The following is a 23,450-nucleotide window of genomic DNA, read 5'->3' as shown; positions in this document are numbered from 1 at the left end:
AAGGGACGGTAACGTCCCTTTTTTTATTTCTACCCGACTTTATCGCGAAGATCTGAATAGTCTTCGCGAGATAAAGCATGGCCCCATTCTTTTAAGATATGCTTTTTTACTCGCTGATCATACAGATAATACAAACCTAAAGTAAAACCCGTGATCGTACCACCGATGTGCGCTGAATGCGCAACTGAAGCCTGAATACCTGTGTTGTAGTAAAGTACTGTTGTAAAATCAGAAACTAAATAAACCGGAAAAAGTAAAAAAGCCGGCAAATAAATTACGCCGTAATAGCCGTTTAACGGCGATAAAAAGTAACTCCACTCAATGTTTCGCGTATTCGCCACAACGGCTAAGAAAGCCATTAAACCGCAAATAGCACCACTGGCGCCAAGTACCGCAATCTCATTAAATTGGTTCATAAACAGGTACGCAACACCGCCGCCTAAGCCACTTAACACATAAACGGAATAAACCCACGTGTGTGGGATATGTTTTTGCAACACCGTTAAAACTAAATACAAGAAAAATAAATTCATCGCTAAATGAAAAAATCCTGTGTGTAAAAACTGATAAGTTAACCACGCCCATAAAGACGTGGGTGATGGCGATAAACCAAAAGTGTATTGTGGAGATTTTAAATATTCTGAACGAAGCTCAGATAAAAATAACTTTGTATCTTCGATTTTTACCTGATCACCTTTAAACGGAAAATTTTGGGCACGTACCCAAAACCGTGAATCACGAATCATCACCTGCACATTACTTGGATCAAAAGTTTCTAATTCTACCGGATCTAATGTTTGACGATACATCTCTGAAAGCTTTGCAACTTTTTCTTGATAAACTTCATGGCGATAATTTCTACCCGGGTCAGAGAAGCCTATTAAAGTAAACAAATAGACAAAAACATTGACCGCAATCATCACCCACACCGGAGTCAGGCTTGGCTGAATTTTATGATGATAAATATCGCCAGGAAAAATCATAAATCCTCGATCAGCGTTTTAATTTCATCACTGTCTAAAAGCGGTTCTTTTTTTAGCGGTTCAAAATTAGCAGGACGACGTGATTTCGGGTCACGTAATTCTGTTCTTGAAGCTAACGCTTCTTGTTCTTTTGCTAAATCATTTAGATTTTCTAAAAGAAGATATTTTTTTACACTCTTAAACTCAGAATACTCTTTTAAATCATTAAATGCCTGAATACGTTTTTTTGTGTTTCCTTTAGAAGCAAATTCATACAGAAGCACTTTACCTAAAATCGTATTGGCCATTTCTGGACTTTTACGAATTTCAGAGAAGTTATTTTTAACAAATGTCGTAGCCCAGTAGCAGCCTTCAGATTTAGAATCCTCTATACAGGCTTGATCAAGGTATTTATCCTCAACAGTATCGTTTGAGCTTGTCACAAACTTGGCAAAATAAGCCAAAGCGCGGTCATCAGTAAAATTACGCCATAAAACAAAATCAGCTTCTTGATCTAAACACGCATCAGAAACCGTACCCACTAAGTTCATCGCAATCGCGTAACGTAAGCGATCAGTTGAATCTAAATGAACAAATTCAGTACACGATTTTTTCTTACTCTTCATTTTCGCGTAACTATCAGGAGACGTTAGAACAAATTGATAATTCTTCCAGAACATCACAAGACCTAAGAAAATTAAAAACGAACTGATTGTCGCAAGCGAAGCTGACCAGAACTTACGATCTACTTCAATCGCTTTGTAAAAATAAGAATGGCGATCCATAGGCCATTTTGAATACAACTGTGATTCGGTCATCTTTTCATAAAAGCACTGCCCGTTTTCATCAGCTAAGGCTTTTAAAAATGGAATACCCAAGAACAAAAAACTTAAAACAAAACCTAACTGACGAGCCCAAGCTTGTAAAAAAAGTGGATACTGTGTGTTTTTAAATTCAACATGAAGTTTTAAAAAAAATTGGCCCGGCGTTGCTCCCATAAAAGACATAAAAAGCGCCTGAAAGAACGTAGATAAAATCACATAGCCTACAACCAGATAACCAAACACCGATTGCGCTTCGGTAGATTTAGGAAAAGAACGGTAGATATCTACACCGCTGTGAAAAAATACTAGAATTAAAAAACTGATCACCGGTGCGAAGATAAAATAATCGATCACAGTTGATAGAATGCGAATCGGCACAAGTGGTTTATGTTTTTGCGAAGACAATTCAAATGAATTTAAATCTGGAAATACCATGATTTCTCATCGGTATTTAAGAGTGAAAAACAGAGTCTAAATTGTAAATATTAAGAATGAATTCAAGACCAATCCATCTGACCGCAGGAAGCGGTCAGAAAGGCCGGCTAGGAAAGCCAGCCAGCGCAGCGGCGTAAATTATTGAACAACGATTTCAGTGACACGACCTTGGTCGTTGCGGTTAAATAAGAAAGCTCCCGCATCGTGTCCCGAAGCATCGATAAGCTCGACGATATCTTGCTGAGAATCAACTTTTTTGATTTCAAATTTAGAAAATTTTTTAATTTTAGAGCCGTAGTCTTTCATAAATTGATTTACATCAATAGCAAAACCCTGGTGCTGCTCTTGTAAAGTAATACGATCAATCTGACCTTGTTTTACAGAAACATTGTATTGGCCACGTAAGAATTCATAAACAAAAACATCTTGCCAAGAAACTTGTGAACCTAACTGTGTTTTTACTTTTCCCGCTGATAAATCACGAGCTAAATTTTGTTCCCATTTGATTTGTTCAGCAGAATTTCTTTCACCAAAGCTTGCTACTTCACGCTCTTTATCTTCGATGTTTTTTACAAAGAAATAATGAGTTGCAAAAGCGATGGCGATGACACCTACAAGGGCTACAAAAATTTTGTTTTTATTCATTAGTTTCTCCGCTGGGTTACTTAATTATTCTCTCACACAAACGGCAAAAAAACGATACGGCCAGACCTAAGGTCCAGCCGTTCGTTTTAAATTGATTCAATTTAAGTTTTTAATATCGTTCGTAGGTGCGGCTACAACTTAGTCGAAGACTAAGCAGCAACTAACTTACGACGTCGAGCTTGGGAGGGGTCGATGTGATATTGTTTTACTTTACGATAAAGAGTCGCACGGCCGATACCTAATGCTTTCGCCGCTTCTGTTAAATTACCTTTGTATTGGTAAATAGCAGCTTCGATAGCACGAGCTTCCATGTCTTCCATCTTCTGAACTTTTTCTGTTTGTCCAGTTGATGCTGTAGGGAAAGAAACTACGTTTCCGCCACCTTCATTGTTAACTGGTGTTAAACCTGCAGTAAGAGCCGGAACACCGTTAGTTAATTGTGTTCTGAAGAATGGATTTTCCATTCCTTCTCTCCATTGCGGTCCCGAATAATTGAAAAAGCTAACATCTTGACCTTCGCAAGATTTTTTCACCTTCTCAACGACTTCAGGATTCTCTGATACAATGTATACAAATGATCGAGCCATTAGGCCTCCTCTTTAATCGTCGGCGTTACGCCATTAAATAAAAATCTAAAGTGTCTGCTTCTTAGAGAGAGTTTTTATTTCTCGTCTTGAATCAAACGACTCACAATGAATGTATCGGAATGAAATAAAAAACCTTTAGGGGTCAGTTGAAAAAAGATGACTGAATTCTTGCGTAAACGATTATAAGCGGTTTTAAGCGCCTCAAAACAGAATTTTCTGGCCTAAAGATGGAGGTCAAATTAAGGGCGAATAACTGTCCCAATCTGATTTAAAGCGTAAGATCAGAGACACTACGAAATGAAATTCGCAAATACAGAGTGAACAAATAAAAAAAGGATCATGTTTTACATGATCCTTTTCAAAATCGATATTCAATTTTTTACGGAGCGACTAGCGACGACCCGATTTGATTTTTAACTGTAACTTAGAAATTAAGTGCACAGCCATTTTCTCTTGTACACGGCACATTTTTAATTCGTCACGTTTGTAAGAACGTTGTGACGGAGTTAATGTTCCTGTCTCAAGTTCCATTTCGTAATCCATTTTAGATGCGCGGATACCTTCAAGCTCTTTCGTTTGTTGTTTGAAAAGCTTTTGTACGCCAGATAATGGAGCTACTTCGATCCACTCTTCTTTTTGACGATACCAACTTACCATACGTAAGAAACGCGCTTTATTTTTAGCTAAAGTGAATTTTGGAAATTCATTTTCAGGTAAATCTAAAATGTTTTCTACTGCATCGAAGTTAAAGTCTTCATCTTCTTCAGATAATAAGTTAACTGCATTTGAGTTATCTAAAGAGATATCATCATCACCACCGCCGAAACGGTCGTGAACTTTGTCTTGCTCCATATCCATGTCATCGCTGTCATGGTCTTCGTCTTTGGCAGCTTTCGTAACTACTACTTCTTTGATTTCTTTTTCTAGTGCACCATCTAATACATTAAGTGCTGCCGGAGTTGATTCCGCATTTGACATATAGTTCTTCCCCCAAGTCATTCGTACTGTGTCTGAAACGCCTACCTTTATACCCTAATTCAAGCGATGTCGCAATATGTCAAATTACTGTAAAAGGATTATCAAGTTAATTTTATAGGGCTTTCACTCTAATTTTTGTTTTTTTCATTCACCGAGAGTGACAGATCAAGGTTCTAAGGCATAGGTTCTTACCCAACTTACGCAAGTTTTCCAGGGGGGATACATGGTAAAACTTACAACTTTAATTCTGTCTTTATGTGTGGTGTTTTCACCACTGTTATTGAACGCCGGTGAATCTAAATTAGAAGCGGCCACGTTCGAAATGCCTACGGCCGAAGCCAATGTTAACAAAGTGTTAACAACAGACAAGCTTTCAGCCAGCACGAAACGCATCGTTGTGTTCGTTCCGGGCTTTTTCAACTCCTTTGCGCCAGAGTACTTCTCAAGCGACATCGTTTCAGCGATGCAAGCTAAAGGCTTTACTGTGGTTATCGCGCAAAAGCTTAACCCGGTTGGAACCATCGAAGAAAACGGCGAACGCGTTCTTTATTTATTCCAAAACCTTCGTAAACTAGCTCCGAACGCTCAATTAAACGTAGTTGGCCATAGCGCTGGTGGTTTATACGCCCTATACGCTATCAATAAAGGCGCTCGCGATGTGAAAACTCTTGTCACGGTAAGTACGCCATTTAATGGTGTTGAGTTCGTAGAGAACTGGCGCGAAAACTCTTGGTTATTTAAAACATTAATGGACTGGGCTCACTTAGATGGTCTTCGCCAACTAACAACTCCATTCACACAACAGTTTATTAAATCTGTGCGCGTGCCTTCGGCTTTAAAAATTATCGCTTACGGTGGATACCAACCAGTTAACTGGGATATCACAAACGCGGCCAACATGTCGGCGGTATTAAGTGTAACTGATAAGTTCATCACAGGTCCTTCTGATGGCGTAGTTAGTTATGAATCAGCTGTTCACACGACAGAAATTCCAACGACAGAAAAAACTTTAAATAAAGTTCGTGCTGATAGATCTGTTGTTTTAGGCTTAGAACACTGGGAACAGGTTTTAGACTACCGTCACTTCTACTTATTAGGTGTACGTAACCCTAAGCTTATCCGCGATCGCCAAATTCAGTTCTACTCGAATGTTGGCAACATGCTTTTACTTTTATAATTATAAAACCGAACGAATTTTGGGAGTGACAAACTCCCTAAAGTTTTTAATCGCTGGGGCATTTTCTTTATGCTCTGGCATCGCCCAGTAGATCGGAACCGCTGGCGTTTTATAAGACTCTAAAACAGCCGCTAACTTCCCTTGTTGAATTTCTGCTTTCACAAAAAAATCTGGAATAACGCCAAAACCTTGCGAAGCCATCACGATATTTTTTAATGACTCTAAGTTATTGATCGCAATACGTGGATCGTTCTTCACATCAAAACTGTCTTTACCGTTACTGAACTTGATCGCTCGGCCTAAACGGCTGAAATGCATATAGGTCAACTTGTCTAAATCAGCGGGCTTTTGGGGATACCCTCGGCGCTGCCAATAGTCGTGAGTTGCCACAATCGAAAATCCCGACTCCCCGATTTTTTTCATCTTAAGACGGCTGTCTTTCGGGGTGCCGATACGCAAAGCTAAATCAATTCCTTCGCGCACTAAGTTAATCACCTCATCAGAGTAATCAACTTCGATTTCAACACCGGGGTAAGCTTGTGTGAATTCGATAATGAATGGATTTAAGACCGCTACTCCTAAATCAAGAGGAGCCGTTACTCGAATAGTGCCTTGAGCACCCTTTTTGCTTTCTAAGAGTTGATTAACTTTAACTTCAAAGTCGCTAAGGAGGTGTCGGCAGTCGTGGTAGAATTTCTCACCCTGGTGAGTCATGCTGAATTGACGAGTCGTTCTAAGAATCAACTGTATTCCTAAGTCTTTTTCTAACTGACTGACCGAGCGAGACACCGTGGACTTTGGCAGGCGTAGCATGCGTGCCGCCCCGCTAAAGCTCTTATACTCGATCACTTTGACATAAATTTTAGCAAGGTTCAGATCTAAGCCCAATTGTTCAGTCATATAATTCCTCTATTACTATTGTTCCAATAGTGGAACAATTATTTCCAATTATTGGGTCTTTTGCAACACTGAATTTCGGGCGATACTAATTGTAATTTGAATAACCAAACATTGTTTTAAACAAGGAGTATGACAATGAACAAAAACACACTATTAATCGCACTAGCTATTTCAGCTTTCGGCTTTACAACTTATGCAGCCGACAAAAAAGATTCTAAGGCTGCTGCAGCTGCAACGAGCCAAGCTGGCAAATACGCCATCGACCCTGCCCACTCTAAAGTAGGTTTTGAAATCCCGCATTTAGTGATTTCGTCAGTTGAAGGCCGTTTTACAAAATTTGAAGGTGAAATTGAATTCGCTGAAAAATTCACAGATTCAAAAGTAACAGCTAAGATTGATACAGCATCCATCGACACCTCTAACGGTGACCGTGACAAACACTTAAAGAGCGCCGATTTCTTTGATGCAACTAAATACCCGAATATGACTTTCAAAAGTAAAAAAATCACTGGCTCTCCAGAAAAGTTCACAGTGGTGGGTGATTTAACAATCAAAGACAAAACTAGAGAAGTTTCTTTAGATGGTAAATTCTTAGGTATAGCTAAAGATGCTTACGGTAACGATAAAGCCGCTTTCACTGCGACAACTAAAATCAACCGTCAAGACTACGGTTTAAAATGGAGCAAAGCTGTTGAAGTCGGCCCCGTTGTTGGCGACGAAGTAACAATCACTCTAAAAGTACAAGGTGCGAAGGCGAAGTAGTTCGCCTTCGGCAAAACGGCGAAGTAATTCGCCCTTCCCTTTTTATCTAGCGAAAGGAGGTAGCCATGAGACAACCCGTTTTATTTATTGGCCACGGTTCCCCTATGAATGCGTTAGCTGATAATGAATACTCGCGAACATTAAATGCTTTAGGAGAACGTTTATTAAAGCACAGACCTAAAGCGATCTTAATGGTTTCGGCCCATTGGGAAACAGATCATGGCACTTACTTTACGGCAGATACAAATCCAAAACAGATCTATGATATGTATGGATTTCCGGATGAGCTGTATGAATTAAAATACCGCCCTGCCGGTTACCCGCAAATGTTTGATAAAAAATCAGACCTTGGAATTAAGCCTTCAGAAAACAACTGGGGTTTAGATCATGGAACTTGGTCGACTTTAGTTCACCTTTTTCCGAAGGCCGATATTCCGGTTGTGCAGTTAAGTTTAGATCGCAGCAAATCTTTTGTTGAACATTATCGTTTAGCCGAAAAACTTGCGGATTTACGCGAACAAAATATCTTGATCTTAGGTTCAGGTAATATTGTTCACAACCTACGTAACTTTGACTGGAAAGAAAAAGCTCCGGTTATGCCGTGGGCTGCCAACTTTGATGCTTGGGTAAATTCACAAGTGCGCGTGCGTGACGATAAAAATTTAATTGAACACTGGCGCGAACAACCGAATGCGAACATGGCTGTACCTACCCCAGAACACTTTTTACCCCTTGTGTACTGTTTAGGTGCTAGTTATGAAACCCACACAAAAGGACCAGAGGTTGTTTTTAACGAAATCCAAAATGGTTCAATCGCGATGCGTTCGTATTGGTTTGATTAATTGATTTTGCGATTCGCACAAACTAAAAGAGCTAGCAAGTTGCTAGCTCTTTTTTTATTTTAAGATTTAGAAAATTCAATCTTAGATTGAATTTAATTTCTTCAACAATTCAGCGTCGATTTTAGCAACTAAATCCATCGCCTTCATATTGTGTTGAACTTGTTCTAATTTCGAAGCTCCAGTGATGACTGTGCTTACATTTTTATTTTTCAAACACCAAGCTAAAGCCAACTGAGTTGGATCAAAAGAATATTCTTTGGCGATGTTTACAAACTTCTGAACTTTATTTGTTTTTTCAGAAGCAAGCGCTTCTTCACGTAACCAACCTAAAGATTCTAAAGCTAAACGTGAACCTTCAGGAACTTTTCCACCTAAGTATTTACCCGTTAGTAAACCAGACGCTAACGGTGACCAAGTTGTTAAACCCATGCCGTATTTTTCAAAAATAGGAGCGTATTCTTTTTCTACGCGATCACGCCATAATAAATTGTATTGAGGTTGTTCAACCACTGGTTTACGTAGGCGGTATTTTTCGGCGATTTGATAAGCTTGATCGATTTCAGCCGCACTCCACTCAGAAGTTCCCCAGTATAAAGCATAATCACGATCAATCATATCGTGCATAGCCCACACTGTTTCTTCAATCGGCGTGTTTGGGTCAGGACGATGACAGTACACAAGATCGACGTAATCCATTTGTAAACGTTTAAGTGAACCCGTAATACCGTTCATTAAATATTTACGGTTTAAAGTATTACGCTCATTCGGGCCATCTGTAATGCCCCAGTAAAATTTTGTTGACACAATATATTTTAAACGTGGCCATTCTAATTTTTTTAGAACTTCACCCATGATTTCTTCTGATTTACCGCCAGCATAAACTTCAGCGTTATCAAAAAAATTTACTCCGTGCTCATACGCAGCCGCCATGCAATTGGCAGCAAGCTTTGTATCCACCTGATTTGAAAATGTAACCCAAGAACCAAAAGACAGAGCAGAAACTTTAAGACCTGCCTGACCAAGACGACGATATTCCATAAAACTTTCCTCCGAAAATTCGGCTGTTCACCTATCGGTCTGACGACAGGAAGTCGTCAGAAGCAACAGCAGGATGCGAGCATCGCAAAGATCCTACTCTTCAAATCAATCAAATTCATCCCCTATTTTTGGAATATGATTAAATGAGATTTTAACTTTGGCCTGATCCGTCACATCAAGAAATTCAGCAGGTATTAAAGTATTCGCTCCATATTTTTTATTGATAATATCCATAACATGACCCAATTTTTGTGTTTTCGGGTCAGCAAATAAACTTAATTGTTCTTCATTCGTATTACTTAGTCCTGACACACCGACGCCGACTTTCACCGGACGTTCAGGCGATCCTTTTTCAGTCAGCTTTTTAACCTGTTGCAAAATAAAAAATGTATCATCTGTTTCGGCAAACGAAATTGTTTTATCTAAACTATCAAGGCCATATTGATCTTTCATATAAACGTGAAGCGATTTACATTTTTGCTTTCCTTCACGTAACCTTGCACTTAACTTCGTCGCAAGTTTTAATAAAATCTCTGTTCCACCTTGTGGATTACGTAACTGTGGCGGAAGAACATGTTCATGCGACATTCCTTTAGTTACGTTTTCAGCGCGCGGCACATCTCGCCCTGCGAGCTCTTCGCCCAAACGTAACCCGACAACTCCACCCCACACCGCTTTTAATTGGTGTGGATTTAAAGCGCGCAACTGACCGACCGTATGAAAACCTTTAGCGTTTAAATTTCGTTTCATGTTCGGCCCAATACCCGAAATGATTTCAATAGGGAGATGATCAAAAGTTTCACCGATTTTATGTGGAGGCACTGAAACTAAACCATTCGGCTTAACTAAATCAGACGCCATCTTAGCGATCATGATGTTCGGCCCCAGGCCAATTGATGTTGTTAAACATTCGCCGACAGTCGTTTCTATATGATGTTTAATTTTACGCGCAATTTCGATGGCGGTTGATTCAACCATTTCGCGGCCGATCAACTCACACACCATCTCATCTATAGATAAGACTTTTTCAACCGGACAGATTTCATCGACCGCTTTAACGATTTTATGGTGGTATTCGGTATACCGTTTATGATGACCTTCAACAAAGATAATTCCAGGACACAGTCTTTTGGCTTCGCCTACTTTAGTTAAAGTCTTTACGCCTTTTCGTTTAGCTTCAACACTTGAAGCAATAATAGTCGCACTATCAGTGACCATCGGAACCACCGCAATCGGCTTATTACGAAGCTTGGGGTTATCCTGCTGCTCACACGAAGCAAAGAAGGAGTTTAAATCCACCAGTAAATATTTAAGAAAATTCTGTGTTGAGCTCATCTCACTCTATATTTACATATAATTTACACATGTCAACCCAGATTCTTTAGCCTGGTCCGGCAATCGCAATCTAAATCCAGCGAAGAATAAAGACTCTATTTAAAAGGATATACCTATGAAACACAGGACGAATTTGTTTAAGGCTTTGACAGCTGCATTACTTTTAACCGCTAACATCGCTTTTGCCCAAACCGATGCTTCAAAAGAAGAGATTAAAAAAAGCGACGGCCTGTGGGGTGAGTTTTTAGATTCAATCCGTAACTCGAAGTTAAGTCAAAAAATCAGTTTACCATCTATTGAATTATTTCGCGGTATCGAAATCGGCGGAAAATACAATTTCGTTTCAGATACATCTGTGGCGCAAAACTATTCTGGTATTGATATCTGGGAAATTAAAGCCGGTGTTGATTCACGTATCTTTGGATATGATCTTCCGGTTCATGTAGGTGCCAATGCTTCTAAAAAAATCACTTACATCCAACAATTTTCAAACCGTAAAGATTCATTATTACGTGTACCCTATGATCCAATTACAAAAATCCCACGCTCAGCGGCTGATTTCTTTCGCCGCGATAAAGATAACAAACTCGTTTTTAAAACTGGCGATTTTATCGGTTACCGCATTCCCCTATCTTTTGAAACAAGTGTCGGTACAGCTAAAACTTTAGCTGGCGATTTATTACCAATTAATGTTGGTTACCGTTATTTCATCACCGGAGAGTTTGATATTCAGATCTTCCGTATGACTGAAAATCAAATCCGTTTAAAAATTATCGCCGTAAACGATAAAAACCGCGGCTGGTTCGGTGGTGTAAAAATTTACGCCCAAGATCCGGTAACGTCTTTAATTATCGAAAGATTATTAGATGACCGTGTGTTTTCTGGTTCTACAACAGACCGCAAGACAGATCTATACATTGGCGACTACGTTTTAAATCTTGAATCTACAGAAGCCCGCGCTTTATATGATTCTATCGTTGCGCAAAAGATGAAAATCTTAAATACCGATTTATTACGCCAATATGTTACAGCGACTCAATTCTTAAAAGACCGCAGACAATTTAACGAAAACTTATTTGCCGATCTTTCACAATTTAATGCCATCGCTGCTGAAGACAAAAATTTACCGGCAGAAAAACGCCGTGTGATCAAAATCATCAACGCCGAAAATCACACTGACGCCGATGAAAGTTCAAGCACATTTAACTTAATCCGTTTAGTAAAATATAAACGCGATAAAAATTCATCTGATGCGGAAATCGCAGTTGTTGGTGATAGCATTAATGATAAAGAACATTTTTTCTTACACTCTATCGGTAAAAATTCAAAATTTAGCCTATTTGACAACTGGAAAAAAGAAAAACGTTCTCAGTTAAACTTATTATTCAAAGCTGACCAACAAGGTAACAAAACTGAAGTTGTTGCCGTTCACTTTGCTAAATCGCGTGAACACTATCGTCTTCGCCAAAGCAAATACTTAGAGTTCTATGAAACAACTGGCCAACACATGCCGCAGGAAATTAAAAACAAAGTTCCGTTCCCTCATGTCGGTGGCAAGATCCGCGATAAGTACCACAATGCTTACTTAAATTATGAACTTTATGTAACAACTAAAATTTTTGAACTGAACCAAAATTTACCTCGCGAAGTGGTTGACCAACGTGTCTCTAAATTATTAAGCACGATCAGCTCATTAAACGGTAAAGTTGATGAAGATGAAAAGAATGAAATCGTTAAAAAATTAACGGCTATTTTCTCAAACCTTGTTGATTTAAATAACAAATTCAGACTTTTTGACGAGTTAACAATGAACAATGATATTTTCTCTGAATTCGGTTTACCGATCATGATTAACGTGATCAACCCAGAAACTGTTTCTCAGTGTGTATTAGTTCAGTTAGCTTACTCAAGCCATGAAACGGGTTCGGGCGTATTAAAATACCCTTCTGAAGAAGCTTTTAACCGTGTGAACTTATTTAAAAATATTATCGAGCAAAACAACTACATCTTAGACCGTTCGTACAACTTAAGAAACTTTCTTAAAGAAGATGGCAAGCCATACTCTTTACCTGAGCTTATGTTAAAAAACGAAACTCTAACGAAACAGCACTAAGAAGCTAGTTTCTTTTTCTGTCATTCCGTCGGGGCAATTTGGGCACGGAAAAGCCTAAATCACCCCGAGGGACATTTTGGTAGTGCCTCTCAAAGCCTGCTATGCTGGCACCGACTCTGCAATCTCCCCCACATCTAACCGCATTGTTCTAAGAGGGGGAATCTATGATTAAGAACGATCTTTTGGCTTTTTCTCAAACGCGTTGGGGCTTTGTCTATCAGCGTACACAACAACTACTTTCTCGCTATGCTAAACACCGCCGCGTGTTTTTTATCGAGGAACCGATCTTTGCGGATACAAATCAAATCAGCTATCGCAAGGTTTTCGCTGAAAGTGGAATTGAAGTTATTAAACCTATTCTTCCACAAGAATTAACTGAAAACGAACAGCACGAAGCTTTAAAGCGCGTTGTTGATGATTTGATTGAAGATGAATTTATCATTAACTTTTCTGTGTGGTACGACACGACAAAGGCCATTGATTATTCGCGCCACCTTTCACCGATCAGTACGATTTACGACTGTATCAGCGAATCAAGCCCTGAAAATCCAGCTGAATTATCAGTTCAAGAAATTGAACTTTTAGAAAAAGCTGATTTAGTTTTTGCGGCCAATGAAAAACTTTATTCTCACCGTAAAAGCAACCACCATAATATTCACAGCTTTCCAAATAGCATTGATCTAAGTCACTTTCGCCAAGCCCGCCAAGTCAACGAACCTTTAGATCAGAAGAAAATTACAGGACCCAAACTTGGATTCTGCGGTGATATCACTGAACATTTAAATTTTGATTTATTAACTGATATGGCTGACTTTCGCCCGAGCTGGAATTTTATTTTAGTGGGGCCTATGGTGGGAAATTGTTATAACGATCTTCCGCGCCGTCCGAATATTTATTTCTTCGGCAAAAAAGACTACAAATATTTACCTAACTATTTTGCTGGCTGGGATGTCACCATCGCTCCTTACAAAGAAGGAAGAAGCGGTCACACCACTTCACAAATGTACGAATACTTAGCCACTGGCCGCCCTGTCGTTGCGACTCCACATGAATCTTTAAAAGAAAAATATGAGCCGCTAGGCCTTGTAAAAACAGCTGCAACGGCCACTTGTTTTTTAGCAGCCTGTGAAGAAGCTATGCAAAGTAAACAAAGCCCTGAGTGGATTAAAAAAGTTGATGAATACTTAGATAGCAAATCATGGGATCAAACTTTTGAAGACATGAAAGAATTAGAGATAAAAACCCTAATGAGTTCACTACCTTACAAAAGAAGCAAGTTTACTGCAGATTCAATGATGCGCCTGTAAGAAGTAACCTATTCAAGAATACGCGTCATTGTCATGTACAGTGGCGCGGTTAAATCAACAAACTTATACAATTGGCTATTTTGAGTGACATACACAATACGTGATTCAGCAGTTTCAGCAACAAACACATTTCCAGAACGATCCGTAATAACACCAAACGCCCCATTTAAACCATTCACGATAACCTCTGGAGCATCAGAAGACGTTGGACCTAAGCGAATCACCCGCGAGTTAGAATCAGTTCCTTCAGAAACATAAATACGCCCCAAAACATCTCTTGTCATACTGATGGGCTTTAAAACAGAAATATCTGGTTGGCGATCTAAACCCCATTGCACCAGGTTTAAATTAAAAAAGCCAATCACCGGTTGATCACCTAAACCAAAGGTAAAAGCCGAGGCTGCACTCGAAAACGAAGCATACGTTGATGAGTCAGAAATCTTCGTAATACGATTTGCGCCCTCTTCAGCGACATAAACTTCGCCTTGAGAATCAACCGCGACCGCTGTAGGAACAGAAAGTCCTGTAGCTAACACCGTTTGAGTTTTCGTTGCTATATCATAACGTAATAGTCGTGAGTTACCTTGTTCAACCACGTACAGATTGCCTTTACCATCAGTGGCTAAACCTTGTGGTTCATTTAAACCTGTTAAAAATTCTGTTTTAGTTCCATCGCGAGCAATTTGCCAAACACGGCCAGTACCATCACCGACGGTGGCGTAAATCGGAAAATCTTCAGGATAAGCTTGTTGCAGACGTAAAAGTTCTGCGGGTCGTTTCCCGCAGCCAGCAATAACACCTAAGAATAAAACAAAAAGAATTATGTTTCTCAGAAACTCACTCCTACACCTAACAGTGGATACGAGTCAGTCTGAATAATAGGATCAGATAAAGCTGTGTCGTCTTGTTTTTTTAATTTGTGAACACGATGTTTGTACGTCAGGTTAAAGAAATATCTTTTACCAAAATTTACACGCCCGCCTAAACCGATATAATAACCATCACCGGTTTCTTTTTCATAAGTGCGATCGTCGTACACTCTTTCAACGGCTACAAGATAACCTAAATCAAGATACATCGCCTTGTAATTAACTTCTAATTTTAAACCAAGACCCGTGTCTTTTTGAAAGTCACCATGTTGATCGTATTGATAAACTAAACCGTAACCCCAAAAAGGTTTGTGCACGCCAAATTCAAATTGGCTCATGATCGTGCTGCCTTCAGGGCCATTACCTGCCTGCTTTGTCGAAGTTGCTAACGGAATAAAACTCAATGATGTGCGATACACATTCTTTGATTGCGCTATTGCTGATAGCGCAATCAATAAGCTTACGATAAAAATGCTGATATTAATTTTTTGTATTTTCATTATCGTAGTGTCCTAAAAACTTTGGCTCCTGAAATTGTTAGATTAGCACTGCCATCCTGTGATTTAACAACGTAAGTATAAAACTTGTACGGGCTTAAACCAGTAATAGTGACGCTATGAAAGATTGAAAGCGTTGAATCTAAAGTGCTGCTCGTATCGGTGTTACCAAGACCATAACCCACTTGTGTTGTAGCTGGTTCATTTGTTAACCACTGAATCGTGGCTGAGTTTTGCGTGATATTTACCACTTGAATTGAACTGATGATGGGACTTGCGCCATCTAATCCCGTTGGCACTTCACCATTATCATTTAATGGTGAATCTGGATTATTCGGCACCGCACAGATTTCAGTGTAGAATGTACCTTGTAAGTTAAGTTCTGGTCCTGCAACTGTGACCCCGTAAGTACGACCCGAAGTTGCCGCTTGGCCGTAAGCGGTTCCGAAACTTCCCGCTAAAGAAATATTTAACTTACCCTGAGATAGAAGTTCTTTAGTTGTGGCCGCACCATAAAGATCGACAAGATACAATTTTGTTGTTGTATCGGTATTTGTAGCTGAAACCGTATTTACATAATTTGTCCAACTTGAAATCACCGCTGGTGTATCAATCCATCTCTCTACAGCGACTGTGGCCGTGCTTCGGTCAAAGCCTGCTTCAGCAATACCAACACCGTTAACAACGATCGCGGCAGTTCCACTGGCCTGACGTTTTACACGCAAGTTAACTGTAGCTGAAGAGATTGTAATAAAATCCAGTGAACTAACGCGCGGAAGCTTTGGGTCGTAATAAAATTCAACCGAGCGAAAGCTCGTTTGACTTGTCGACCATGAAGTATTTGGCGCAACCACAGTTCCAGAAAAAGCTGCCTGGCCAATACTATTACCATCATTATGAATATAGACATTGGTGAACGAATAGGTCGGAGAATTCGAGCACGAAAGTGGTGTTTTAGAAATCGTAATTCCTTCTAATACTAACAGCGCTTGATACACTGGCGAATCGTCTCCAGTGACCACACGAACCACACCATCAGAAACAATACCCACCGGATTTAAAGTTGTTGGTACAAGTAAATCTTCTAAATCTAAGTCAAATGTATTTGTGGTCGCTTGCTTGTAATGCGTGAGCGACCAATCCATATAGTACGTGTTTGTAGGGCTTGCTGGTGCTGTAGCTCCGGCGCAGGCCTGTTGGGCACAGAAATAATGTCTGTGTGTGATCATTGGACTTGTGCCTACCATACTGCCAGGTACGCGGCCTGTAAACACGCCGTCGATAAAAATACCTTCAGTGTCAGAGCTATCACGTCGAGTGTCCATTAACATATGAGCGGTTGTTAATTTATAATTGTTGGGTGGATAAGTGTAAGTGAACTTAAATGGCGTTTGTGTATCTGAAAAGTTTTCTCCCATTTGTTGGCGCGCACGCGAGGGAGGCGCAAACGGAAGTTCAGCATTAGTCCATTCAGGAATATCAGACGTAGCCGATACAACCATTGTCACATTATAAATAGAACCTAAATCGCTACCATCGGTACGACTCCCATCATCAACAATTGTATCACCTAAAGACGACGCTCCCGACAGGTCAAGTTTTTGACCCTGACAGCTCATAAAGAAAATAGAAAAGATCGCCAGTAGCACATAATTCCATCTAAAATGCATAACTACTTATCGGAATTTTTAACAATAGCTTAACTATTTTGTCTCAGATTGAGACAGGATAAGTGATTAAAATTTTTAACGAATTTGATAAAATGAAAACTTATTTATCATTTAAAATCTGACTTAGACCTTCGGCCTCTTCGGCCAGTCTAGCTTCGAAGAATTTGTCTAACCAATCAGACGCTATTTTAGTATTTAAACGCACGTTTTTAAAACCGGTTCCCTGCCCGCTTAACGTTAACATCAGCACAAGTCCATAGTACACATGCATGCTTTTACGATTTTTCCATACCGAAGGCACAAACGGATAACCACGGTCATGAAAATAATTAAACGTAGAAAGTTCAATCGCTTCTTTTAATTCTTTATCTTGAATTAAACCTAAATGTTTTTTGTATTCTAAATACCATTTTTCCTGAAGCGAAGAAAACTTATGCCATTGTTCTAAGGTCATATCGTTTTTTTCCATAAAGCTTTTAATTTCTTGTTGGCGTGCTGATTCGTGACGAATATCGTGCATCCAAAAATCACCACTTGGACGCTTAAAACCATCAGCTTCGATAGATTCATGTGTTACACCCACTACAGAAATTTCTGTAGGCATATAGCGCATCAGAAATTCCCTTCCGATCGCATCATAAAGTGGAACGATAATCGCTTTTAATTCTTCTGTTGGAGCTTTTACTTCGGGATGTTGAAGCGCTTCTAAATATGATTTTTCAGAAATCACAAAACCATTTACGGCAGATTTTCTTTGAAAAATTTCAAATTTACGCTCTTGATATCTGGCAAATTCTTTCTCGATCGGTAATTGCTTATAACCCTGAAAGGCACGGTCAATACCTAAGTAAAAACGAGTCATAAACGGAAGCTTACGCGTTTCAAAATGCCCGTAGGCGCGTGAGAAGTAATACAAAAACTCGATACTTTTTTGGTAGCTGACTTTGTTTTGCGCAAGATAAAATCTCGCTTCGTTAGCTAAAGCTTTATAAAATTGTTCAGCAGCTTCATACTCTTTGACCTGCTTTTCTAAAATACGCTTTTTAAGAATACGTAATGACGAAACTTCTTCTAACATCATTTTAGTTTCACTGATTAAAATCGTTGTTTCGCTGATTTTCGTTTCAAGATGTTTAGCGCTATATTCAACCATCGGCATGGCTACATCGCTGTAATCAAACTCAAGGGCGTGCGCTGGATCTTTCAAACGCTGCTCTTTGTAACGTTCTTGAATCTCTTTGATAAAACCACGTGGATCTTTAGTCATGAATTCCAAGCGAGGATATCTTTTGGTTAATCTGGCGTTTAGTGTTTCGTAAGGCGTTTCAAATAACGAAACACAGGCCATTTGGGCTTGAGCCGTTACCGTAAACGCTAATAAAATTAACACTAAAAACTTTTTCATAGGTTTATGAAAGTGCAAGCCAAAGACCTGTCTCAAAATGAGAACGGCAATACAGTGCCTTTAGCGAGCACTAAAACCGTTCACCAGAGTGAGCCTTATGAATTTACATTTTTTGTTTTACATACCACGCAGCGAATTCACGAAGGCCATCAGCTGTTGATTGTTTTGGTTTGTAACCAAGCTTAGTTTTCGCTTTAGAAATATCAAGAGTCATCGAATAGGCCGCCACACCGACTTTCACCGGTAAAAGCGCTGGCTCTTGTTGAGTCTTTTTTAATTGATGAATGACTTCTGAAATTTTAGCCACGGTCATAGCTACGCTAAAAAAAACTTTTTTATGCTGTGACGAAAGCCCCACGGCTTTAAGTGATTCTTCAATCACCGTCCATAGTTTTTCAGGCATTCCGTTGGTGATATTATAAACTTCGCCCATATTTTTTTCTTCTGTCGTTAGGCAAAGTTCAATCGCGTCCATTAAATTCTCAACACAAGTAAAGTCAGCTAAGTTTTCACCTAAGCCTGGCTGCACTAAACTTCCGTTTTTTTGCATTTCGATAATGCGCGGAAGCCAGTTTTTATCTCCGGCGCCGATCACACCACGCGGGCGTAACGACACAGTTAAAAAATCTGGTGTATGTGCGGCCTGCACTAATTGTTCGGCCTGAAACTTTGTTAGCGCATAGGCGTTTGAAAATTTTTTGGGTCGATCAGTTTCTTTCAAATCAAATTGGTCTTTAAAAGCAAAATAAATCGAAGGCGAAGAAATATTGATAAAACGGCGCACTTTATTTTTCTGGGCTGAGGCTAGAATATTTTTTGTCGCAACTACATTGGCTTGCGTGTATTCAGCTAAACTTCCCCACACCCCGGCTTTACCGGCACAGTGAATAATAACATCGATATTTTGAGTGAACTGATCACACTGCGAAGACTTCGATAAATCGGCGGCGATAAAAGTATAATGCGGAAAATTTTCACCAGAAAAACTGCGAGCAGATCCTACGACCTCATGACCGTTCGCAGTTAGCCTTTGAACAAGTCGTTGACCGATAAAACCTGTAGCTCCGGTAATAAGTATTTTCATATGATGTGAGTTTTCCGCTATGAAAACGATAACGTTAAGGTATCGGAAACGAAAGCACAAACTTTGTGTGGCTGGCAGCGTTGTCAATCGTAAGCTTTCCGCCATGGTTTTCAACAAACCCGCGCGAAATACTTAAACCTAACCCCGTTCCTTTACCGATTTCTTTAGTCGTAAAAAATGGCTGCATCATCTTAGTTTGAATTTCTAAAGGAATTCCCGAACCACTATCTGAAACACAAAGAAAAATACCGTCTTGGTTTTTATAGGCTTCAACCTTAACCCATTTAGCGTTTAACTCTTGAACAGCATCATAGGCATTATTTAAAAGATTAAGTAGAACTTGCGAAATTTCACCGGGACGGCAATTTAATTGCAAACTTTCATCAACCGTCGAGCACTCCAGATGTATACCATGATTTGCGAAGCGCTCACGACACAAACCGAATGTGTCTTCAATTATTCTTTGCACCGGATAGAGAGATAACTCATCTTTACTGCCATCGCGCGCAAAAGAACGAAGAGCTTTTACAATTTGCCCTATGCGCTTCACAGTTATGTCAATAGCCATAAGTGATAATTTAAAAGTTTCCTTATCGAGCTCTTGATCGGTTAGGTTCTCTAACATTAAATCAGTGCGCATTTGAATCACCGCTAAAGGTGTATTTATCTCGTGAGCCACACCGCCCGCCATTTCCCCAAGCGCAGACATTTTAGAACTTAAAGCCAGACTCTGTTGCTGACCAGTGATAATCTTTTGCGACAAAACAAGTTCTTTTGTGCGGCTATCAACTCTTTGTTCCAGTGTTAGATTCGCTTTTTGTAATTCCCGCGCACCTTTCCAGATGTTTAAAACATTAAAGACAAAAATAAAGATAAGGGTCACGCAAAGGCCAAATAAAATATTCTGGTAGAATTCCGCTCGTTGAAATTCCTTTTGGTATTCTTGCAAATAAATGTTTCTTAATTTCACAAGCAGTTGCGACGACGTCGAGTTAACAATAAGTTCAACAGCTTCTCTTTTCGCCTCCTGCAAGCTCAGTAATTTTGTCGCATGGTCGATAACGATACGATCAGCCGATTTATGCCGTTTCAGCAAACGAATGCTTTGCTCAGCGTTGGTTTTAGACGTCGCATCTGAAAGAAGAGCGTAGGTCATGATGGCGTAAACCAATGTTTTTTCAGCTTCAGGTTCTACGCGGCCACGGCTAAAACTCCCAACCGAATGATCGTGCAAAAAAAGCAATGAATTTTTGTACGCTGAATTGATTGATTTAAAATCTTCAACAGCCGCGAGCTTAGCTTCTAAAGCGTAGCAATATTCAGAAAAAACAGTAAATACGTCGAATGAAATTTTATCTATTTTGTGGTCGTTATCTAGCGAACAGAATAACTCAAGTTTTTCACGAGCTACTGTCAAAGCGTCATAATCTGCTGCCAAAAAATCTCTTAATCTTAAAACATCTTTTTCAACTTCGACTTCACTTTGCTGGGCATCATTTAATAAATTAATAATTTTTTGATGGTGCTGCTGCAGCTGACTTCGCGAATGCGTGTATAGATAACCAACGCCGGCCAAACCAAAAATGCAAAAAAGACTTAAAGCTAAGTACTTTTTCATTTTTCGACCTTTTTCAGAACAGATGGTGTTTCACCCGTTAAGGTTTTTAAAAAAACAACAATGGAAGTAATATCCCGTTGCGAAAGTTTTTGCCCTAACTGGTAACGCCCCATAATATCTACGGCTTGATCTAAAGTTTTGGCATAGCCATCGTGAAAATACGGCGCCGTCATTTCAACATTACGAAGACTAGGAACACGAAAAACAAACTTATCACGATCGCGCTTAGTGACTAAATAGCGCCCGAGATCATCTTCGGTCTGCGGCATATCTTTACGGTCCTTAAAGTAATTGCCCATAACGCCCATAGTTTGAAACATATTGCCACCGATGTTTTGCCCTTGATGGCAAGATATACATCCTAAAGACTTAAAGCGCTTGTAACCATTTTCTTCCAGCTCAGAAAGAGTTTTTTCTCCTCGCAGATACCGGTCAAACTTTGAATTTGGCGTCGTAAGCTTACGTTCAAAATCAGCAATGGCATTTTTAACATTGGCCACCGTTATTCCATCACGGTAGATGGCAGAAAAAGCTTCACGGTATTTTTTATCTTGATTTAATTTGGCGACAGCTTGCGCCCACGAATTTCCCATTTCTTTGGGGTGTAATAACGGCCCGTCGATTTGTTCTTCCAGCGTTTTCGCCCGCCCATTCCAGAATTGAACAAAGTTTAGCCCACTATTAAATACCGTCGGCGCATTTATCGAGCCAATGCCTCCATGTATACCTACGGATTTCGCTAAACCATCAACACCGAATGCATTCAGCGCATGGCAACTCGCACAAGAAATCGTGTTATTAGCCGAAAGTTTCTTTTCATTAAAAAGTAAAAAACCTAGTTGCATTTTTTCGGGATTATTATCCTTCAGGTTTAGAGGTAAAGGACGAATAGGTTCAGAATTTTTCTCTATAGCGTGTGTCGTAACCGCGATGAAGAAAAGAATAACAATTTTTTTCATCGGGCATTCTCTAATTTATTTTAAATAAGTCTTTAAGAGCTTTTATACATTTAGGATCCATGCGCCCTGCATAAATACTTTCTAGATGAGCAATTGCTTCGGCAGCAGGCTTACCAGCAAAATTTGCGCCCGCTAAAGTCTGTTCAATAAAAATATTTGCACACTGAAGAATCTTCGAAAGCGGATGTTGATGAAATTTGTGCTTCTGCATCGGATATCCAAGATTTTGCTGATCTTCGTGGTGCTCAAGCACAAGTTGAATCACTTCCGATGGAATACTTTGCATGGCATTTAATATTTCCTGTCCACGCACGACGTGGCTTTCAATCGCTGCACGCTCTGCCTTAGAAACCAGATGCCGTGGTTTATCTAAAATCGCACGATCGATTTCTTTTTTTCCCACATCATGAAAAAGACCTGCCATACTTAATTTATACAAGGTTGTCGGAGATTCGATCTCAAGCTTTTTCGCTATCATTACGGCATACATAGCTACTCCTAAAGAGTGTGCGTATATATGATCTGAATGTGAATTTAACACATCTAAAAGTTCTAAGCTTTCATCAGATTCTGTGACAGCACTTAATGTCAGCTCTAAAAAAGACTTAGCATCTTTTAAAGAATCTTTATCAACACCATTAATAAAAGTTCTCTCTAATATAATTTCACCGGTGTATTTTAGAAAATTTAATTTTTTAGTTTCTGAAATTTCAGAACGGTCTTTCATAATTTTGGCAAGACCCAAATTAAAACTGATTAACTTATTGAAATCGCCTTTAAGAATATATAGATAACGCAAACCTTTTTCTTTATATTGAGCTAGTTTTTCGCGTGGAATTTCTTCACCTTTATGAGCCAGCTTGATAATTTTATCTTCGCCTAGTTTTATGTAAACATCAAAATCGATCTTGGGTTTCGCGACAAATTCATCAATCGAAACTTTACAGTAGTCTTTTTTAATATCACAAGTTGGAAACAGTTTATCATCTTGCGGATTTAGCACAGCGGCCAAAGTTGACATAAGATCGGCATTTTTAAAAGGTTTCGCTATAAAACCTTTAGCTCCTATCTCATAGGCGCTCTTGGTCTCTAAAACCGTCGAAAAACCGGTCATGATAACAAAAGGTACCGGTTTATGTTTCTTCGACCACTCTAAAAGTTCAATGCCATTGCAAACAGGCATTTGAATATCGCTCAAAACGATGTCGATATCCTCTTGCATAGATAAAATTTCTTTTGCAGATTGACCATTCGGCGCTTCAAGCACAGAATAATTTTTCTTAAGCAAATCTTTTAAAGCTTCACGAAAAAATTGATCATCTTCAACGATAAGTATTTTTTTATTCATCCACGCTTCCTGTTTTATTCAAGCGTAGTGAAAAACATTCTTTTATGAAATGATCTTTGGTCTAAAAAATATCTAGGTCTAGTAAAATGTGTAGC

The 23,450-nt window shown here is 39.4% G+C and carries 21 protein-coding genes; 5 read left to right on the top strand and 16 right to left on the bottom strand.

The annotated features are described in order from the left end of the window. Window positions 1–29 precede the first annotated feature (29 nt). The 5 genes from ACKWCF_RS05585 to ACKWCF_RS05565 all read right to left on the bottom strand — a co-directional run bounded on the left by ACKWCF_RS05585 (window position 30) and on the right by ACKWCF_RS05565 (window position 4,431). A complete protein-coding gene (locus tag ACKWCF_RS05585) occupies window positions 30–983 on the bottom strand; it encodes a rhomboid family intramembrane serine protease (RefSeq protein WP_409479717.1) in 954 nt (317 codons plus the stop codon). Then, window positions 980–2,221 carry an RDD family protein gene (locus ACKWCF_RS05580; RefSeq protein WP_409479716.1) on the bottom strand — a complete coding sequence of 414 codons (1,242 nt, stop codon included), beginning with the start codon at window positions 2,219–2,221 and terminating at the stop codon, window positions 980–982. The genes ACKWCF_RS05585 and ACKWCF_RS05580 overlap by 4 nt, the downstream gene beginning before the upstream one ends. Before the next feature lie 138 nt (window positions 2,222–2,359). Beyond that, entirely contained in the window at window positions 2,360–2,866 is a 507-nt protein-coding gene (locus ACKWCF_RS05575; RefSeq protein WP_409479715.1) for a hypothetical protein, read from the bottom strand. Between the two features lie 149 nt (window positions 2,867–3,015). Beyond that, entirely contained in the window at window positions 3,016–3,453 is a 438-nt protein-coding gene (locus tag ACKWCF_RS05570) for a helix-turn-helix domain-containing protein (protein ID WP_409479714.1), read from the bottom strand. Window positions 3,454–3,843: 390 nt separating this feature from the next. Beyond that, entirely contained in the window at window positions 3,844–4,431 is a 588-nt protein-coding gene (locus ACKWCF_RS05565) for a hypothetical protein (protein WP_409479713.1), read from the bottom strand. Between the two features lie 223 nt (window positions 4,432–4,654). Between ACKWCF_RS05565 and ACKWCF_RS05560 the strand changes: the two genes are divergently transcribed. After that, a complete protein-coding gene (locus tag ACKWCF_RS05560; RefSeq protein WP_409479712.1) occupies window positions 4,655–5,608 on the top strand; it encodes an alpha/beta fold hydrolase in 954 nt (317 codons plus the stop codon). Here ACKWCF_RS05560 and ACKWCF_RS05555 read toward each other — a convergent pair whose 3' ends face one another. Further along, window positions 5,609–6,508 carry a LysR family transcriptional regulator gene (locus ACKWCF_RS05555; RefSeq protein ID WP_409479711.1) on the bottom strand — a complete coding sequence of 300 codons (900 nt, stop codon included), beginning with the start codon at window positions 6,506–6,508 and terminating at the stop codon, window positions 5,609–5,611. It abuts the gene before it with no gap. A gap of 135 nt (window positions 6,509–6,643) precedes the next feature. Here ACKWCF_RS05555 and ACKWCF_RS05550 point away from each other — a divergent pair, with 135 nt between their 5' ends. Together ACKWCF_RS05550 and ygiD are read left to right on the top strand one after the other, a co-directional pair. After that, entirely contained in the window at window positions 6,644–7,270 is a 627-nt protein-coding gene (locus ACKWCF_RS05550) for a YceI family protein (RefSeq protein WP_409479710.1), read from the top strand. Window positions 7,271–7,335: 65 nt separating this feature from the next. Continuing rightward, window positions 7,336–8,112 (top strand): 4,5-DOPA dioxygenase extradiol, encoded by a 777-nt coding sequence (gene ygiD, locus ACKWCF_RS05545; RefSeq protein ID WP_409479709.1) that lies wholly within the window; start codon window positions 7,336–7,338, stop codon window positions 8,110–8,112. A gap of 81 nt (window positions 8,113–8,193) precedes the next feature. On the opposite strand, the gene ACKWCF_RS05540 is transcribed toward ygiD, so the two are convergent. Further along, a complete protein-coding gene (locus tag ACKWCF_RS05540) occupies window positions 8,194–9,150 on the bottom strand; it encodes a potassium channel beta subunit family protein (protein ID WP_409479708.1) in 957 nt (318 codons plus the stop codon). Between the two features lie 105 nt (window positions 9,151–9,255). Continuing rightward, the gene (locus ACKWCF_RS05535) at window positions 9,256–10,485 is read right to left on the bottom strand and encodes a hypothetical protein (protein ID WP_409479707.1); all 1,230 of its coding nucleotides are present in this window, start codon (window positions 10,483–10,485) and stop codon (window positions 9,256–9,258) included. Between the two features lie 115 nt (window positions 10,486–10,600). Here ACKWCF_RS05535 and ACKWCF_RS05530 point away from each other — a divergent pair, with 115 nt between their 5' ends. Together ACKWCF_RS05530 and ACKWCF_RS05525 are read left to right on the top strand one after the other, a co-directional pair. Further along, window positions 10,601–12,598, top strand: a complete 1,998-nt coding sequence (locus tag ACKWCF_RS05530) for a hypothetical protein (RefSeq protein WP_409479706.1) — start codon at window positions 10,601–10,603, stop codon at window positions 12,596–12,598. Window positions 12,599–12,762: 164 nt separating this feature from the next. Beyond that, window positions 12,763–13,905, top strand: a complete 1,143-nt coding sequence (locus ACKWCF_RS05525; protein ID WP_409479705.1) for a glycosyltransferase — start codon at window positions 12,763–12,765, stop codon at window positions 13,903–13,905. Window positions 13,906–13,913: 8 nt separating this feature from the next. On the opposite strand, the gene ACKWCF_RS05520 is transcribed toward ACKWCF_RS05525, so the two are convergent. The 8 genes from ACKWCF_RS05520 to ACKWCF_RS05485 form a co-directional block, all read right to left on the bottom strand. Then, complete coding sequence (locus tag ACKWCF_RS05520) at window positions 13,914–14,501, bottom strand: hypothetical protein (RefSeq protein WP_409479704.1); 588 nt, start codon at window positions 14,499–14,501, stop codon at window positions 13,914–13,916. Between the two features lie 233 nt (window positions 14,502–14,734). Further along, window positions 14,735–15,274: a hypothetical protein gene (locus ACKWCF_RS05515; RefSeq protein ID WP_409479703.1), complete on the bottom strand. Its 540-nt coding sequence runs from the start codon at window positions 15,272–15,274 to the stop codon at window positions 14,735–14,737. Further along, complete coding sequence (locus tag ACKWCF_RS05510; RefSeq protein WP_409479702.1) at window positions 15,274–16,890, bottom strand: fibronectin type III domain-containing protein; 1,617 nt, start codon at window positions 16,888–16,890, stop codon at window positions 15,274–15,276. The genes ACKWCF_RS05515 and ACKWCF_RS05510 overlap by 1 nt, the downstream gene beginning before the upstream one ends. 151 nt (window positions 16,891–17,041) lie before the next feature. Next, entirely contained in the window at window positions 17,042–18,346 is a 1,305-nt protein-coding gene (locus tag ACKWCF_RS05505; protein WP_409479701.1) for a hypothetical protein, read from the bottom strand. Window positions 18,347–18,449: 103 nt separating this feature from the next. Next, the gene (locus tag ACKWCF_RS05500; protein ID WP_409479700.1) at window positions 18,450–19,430 is read right to left on the bottom strand and encodes an NAD-dependent epimerase/dehydratase family protein; all 981 of its coding nucleotides are present in this window, start codon (window positions 19,428–19,430) and stop codon (window positions 18,450–18,452) included. A 34-nt stretch (window positions 19,431–19,464) separates the two neighbouring features. Then, window positions 19,465–21,048 carry a DAHL domain-containing protein gene (locus tag ACKWCF_RS05495; RefSeq protein ID WP_409479699.1) on the bottom strand — a complete coding sequence of 528 codons (1,584 nt, stop codon included), beginning with the start codon at window positions 21,046–21,048 and terminating at the stop codon, window positions 19,465–19,467. Beyond that, complete coding sequence (locus ACKWCF_RS05490) at window positions 21,045–22,007, bottom strand: cytochrome-c peroxidase (protein WP_409479698.1); 963 nt, start codon at window positions 22,005–22,007, stop codon at window positions 21,045–21,047. Before ACKWCF_RS05490 ends, ACKWCF_RS05495 begins: the two co-directional genes overlap by 4 nt. Window positions 22,008–22,017: 10 nt before the next feature. After that, window positions 22,018–23,355, bottom strand: a complete 1,338-nt coding sequence (locus ACKWCF_RS05485) for a response regulator (protein ID WP_409479697.1) — start codon at window positions 23,353–23,355, stop codon at window positions 22,018–22,020. Between the last annotated feature and the right edge of the window lie 95 nt (window positions 23,356–23,450).

The organism is Pseudobdellovibrio sp. HCB154 (assembly GCF_046267985.1).
Taxonomy (GTDB): Bacteria; Bdellovibrionota; Bdellovibrionia; order Bdellovibrionales; family Bdellovibrionaceae; genus Pseudobdellovibrio.
This window is presented reverse-complemented; position numbering and strand designations above follow the sequence as displayed.

What these genes read in the sequence shown, in the direction of transcription:
- ACKWCF_RS05585 (WP_409479717.1), bottom strand. Translation starts at nt 983, where the DNA reads ATGATTTTTCCTGGCGATATTTATCATCATAAAATTCAGCCAAGCCTG.
- ACKWCF_RS05580 (WP_409479716.1), bottom strand. Translation starts at nt 2,221, where the DNA reads ATGGTATTTCCAGATTTAAATTCATTTGAATTGTCTTCGCAAAAACAT.
- ACKWCF_RS05575 (WP_409479715.1), bottom strand. Translation starts at nt 2,866, where the DNA reads ATGAATAAAAACAAAATTTTTGTAGCCCTTGTAGGTGTCATCGCCATC.
- ACKWCF_RS05570 (WP_409479714.1), bottom strand. Translation starts at nt 3,453, where the DNA reads ATGGCTCGATCATTTGTATACATTGTATCAGAGAATCCTGAAGTCGTT.
- ACKWCF_RS05565 (WP_409479713.1), bottom strand. Translation starts at nt 4,431, where the DNA reads ATGTCAAATGCGGAATCAACTCCGGCAGCACTTAATGTATTAGATGGT.
- ACKWCF_RS05560 (WP_409479712.1), top strand. Translation starts at nt 4,655, where the DNA reads ATGGTAAAACTTACAACTTTAATTCTGTCTTTATGTGTGGTGTTTTCA.
- ACKWCF_RS05555 (WP_409479711.1), bottom strand. Translation starts at nt 6,508, where the DNA reads ATGACTGAACAATTGGGCTTAGATCTGAACCTTGCTAAAATTTATGTC.
- ACKWCF_RS05550 (WP_409479710.1), top strand. Translation starts at nt 6,644, where the DNA reads ATGAACAAAAACACACTATTAATCGCACTAGCTATTTCAGCTTTCGGC.
- ygiD (WP_409479709.1), top strand. Translation starts at nt 7,336, where the DNA reads ATGAGACAACCCGTTTTATTTATTGGCCACGGTTCCCCTATGAATGCG.
- ACKWCF_RS05540 (WP_409479708.1), bottom strand. Translation starts at nt 9,150, where the DNA reads ATGGAATATCGTCGTCTTGGTCAGGCAGGTCTTAAAGTTTCTGCTCTG.
- ACKWCF_RS05535 (WP_409479707.1), bottom strand. Translation starts at nt 10,485, where the DNA reads ATGAGCTCAACACAGAATTTTCTTAAATATTTACTGGTGGATTTAAAC.
- ACKWCF_RS05530 (WP_409479706.1), top strand. Translation starts at nt 10,601, where the DNA reads ATGAAACACAGGACGAATTTGTTTAAGGCTTTGACAGCTGCATTACTT.
- ACKWCF_RS05525 (WP_409479705.1), top strand. Translation starts at nt 12,763, where the DNA reads ATGATTAAGAACGATCTTTTGGCTTTTTCTCAAACGCGTTGGGGCTTT.
- ACKWCF_RS05515 (WP_409479703.1), bottom strand. Translation starts at nt 15,274, where the DNA reads ATGAAAATACAAAAAATTAATATCAGCATTTTTATCGTAAGCTTATTG.
- ACKWCF_RS05510 (WP_409479702.1), bottom strand. Translation starts at nt 16,890, where the DNA reads ATGAGCTGTCAGGGTCAAAAACTTGACCTGTCGGGAGCGTCGTCTTTA.
- ACKWCF_RS05505 (WP_409479701.1), bottom strand. Translation starts at nt 18,346, where the DNA reads ATGAAAAAGTTTTTAGTGTTAATTTTATTAGCGTTTACGGTAACGGCT.
- ACKWCF_RS05500 (WP_409479700.1), bottom strand. Translation starts at nt 19,430, where the DNA reads ATGAAAATACTTATTACCGGAGCTACAGGTTTTATCGGTCAACGACTT.
- ACKWCF_RS05495 (WP_409479699.1), bottom strand. Translation starts at nt 21,048, where the DNA reads ATGAAAAAGTACTTAGCTTTAAGTCTTTTTTGCATTTTTGGTTTGGCC.
- ACKWCF_RS05490 (WP_409479698.1), bottom strand. Translation starts at nt 22,007, where the DNA reads ATGAAAAAAATTGTTATTCTTTTCTTCATCGCGGTTACGACACACGCT.
- ACKWCF_RS05485 (WP_409479697.1), bottom strand. Translation starts at nt 23,355, where the DNA reads ATGAATAAAAAAATACTTATCGTTGAAGATGATCAATTTTTTCGTGAA.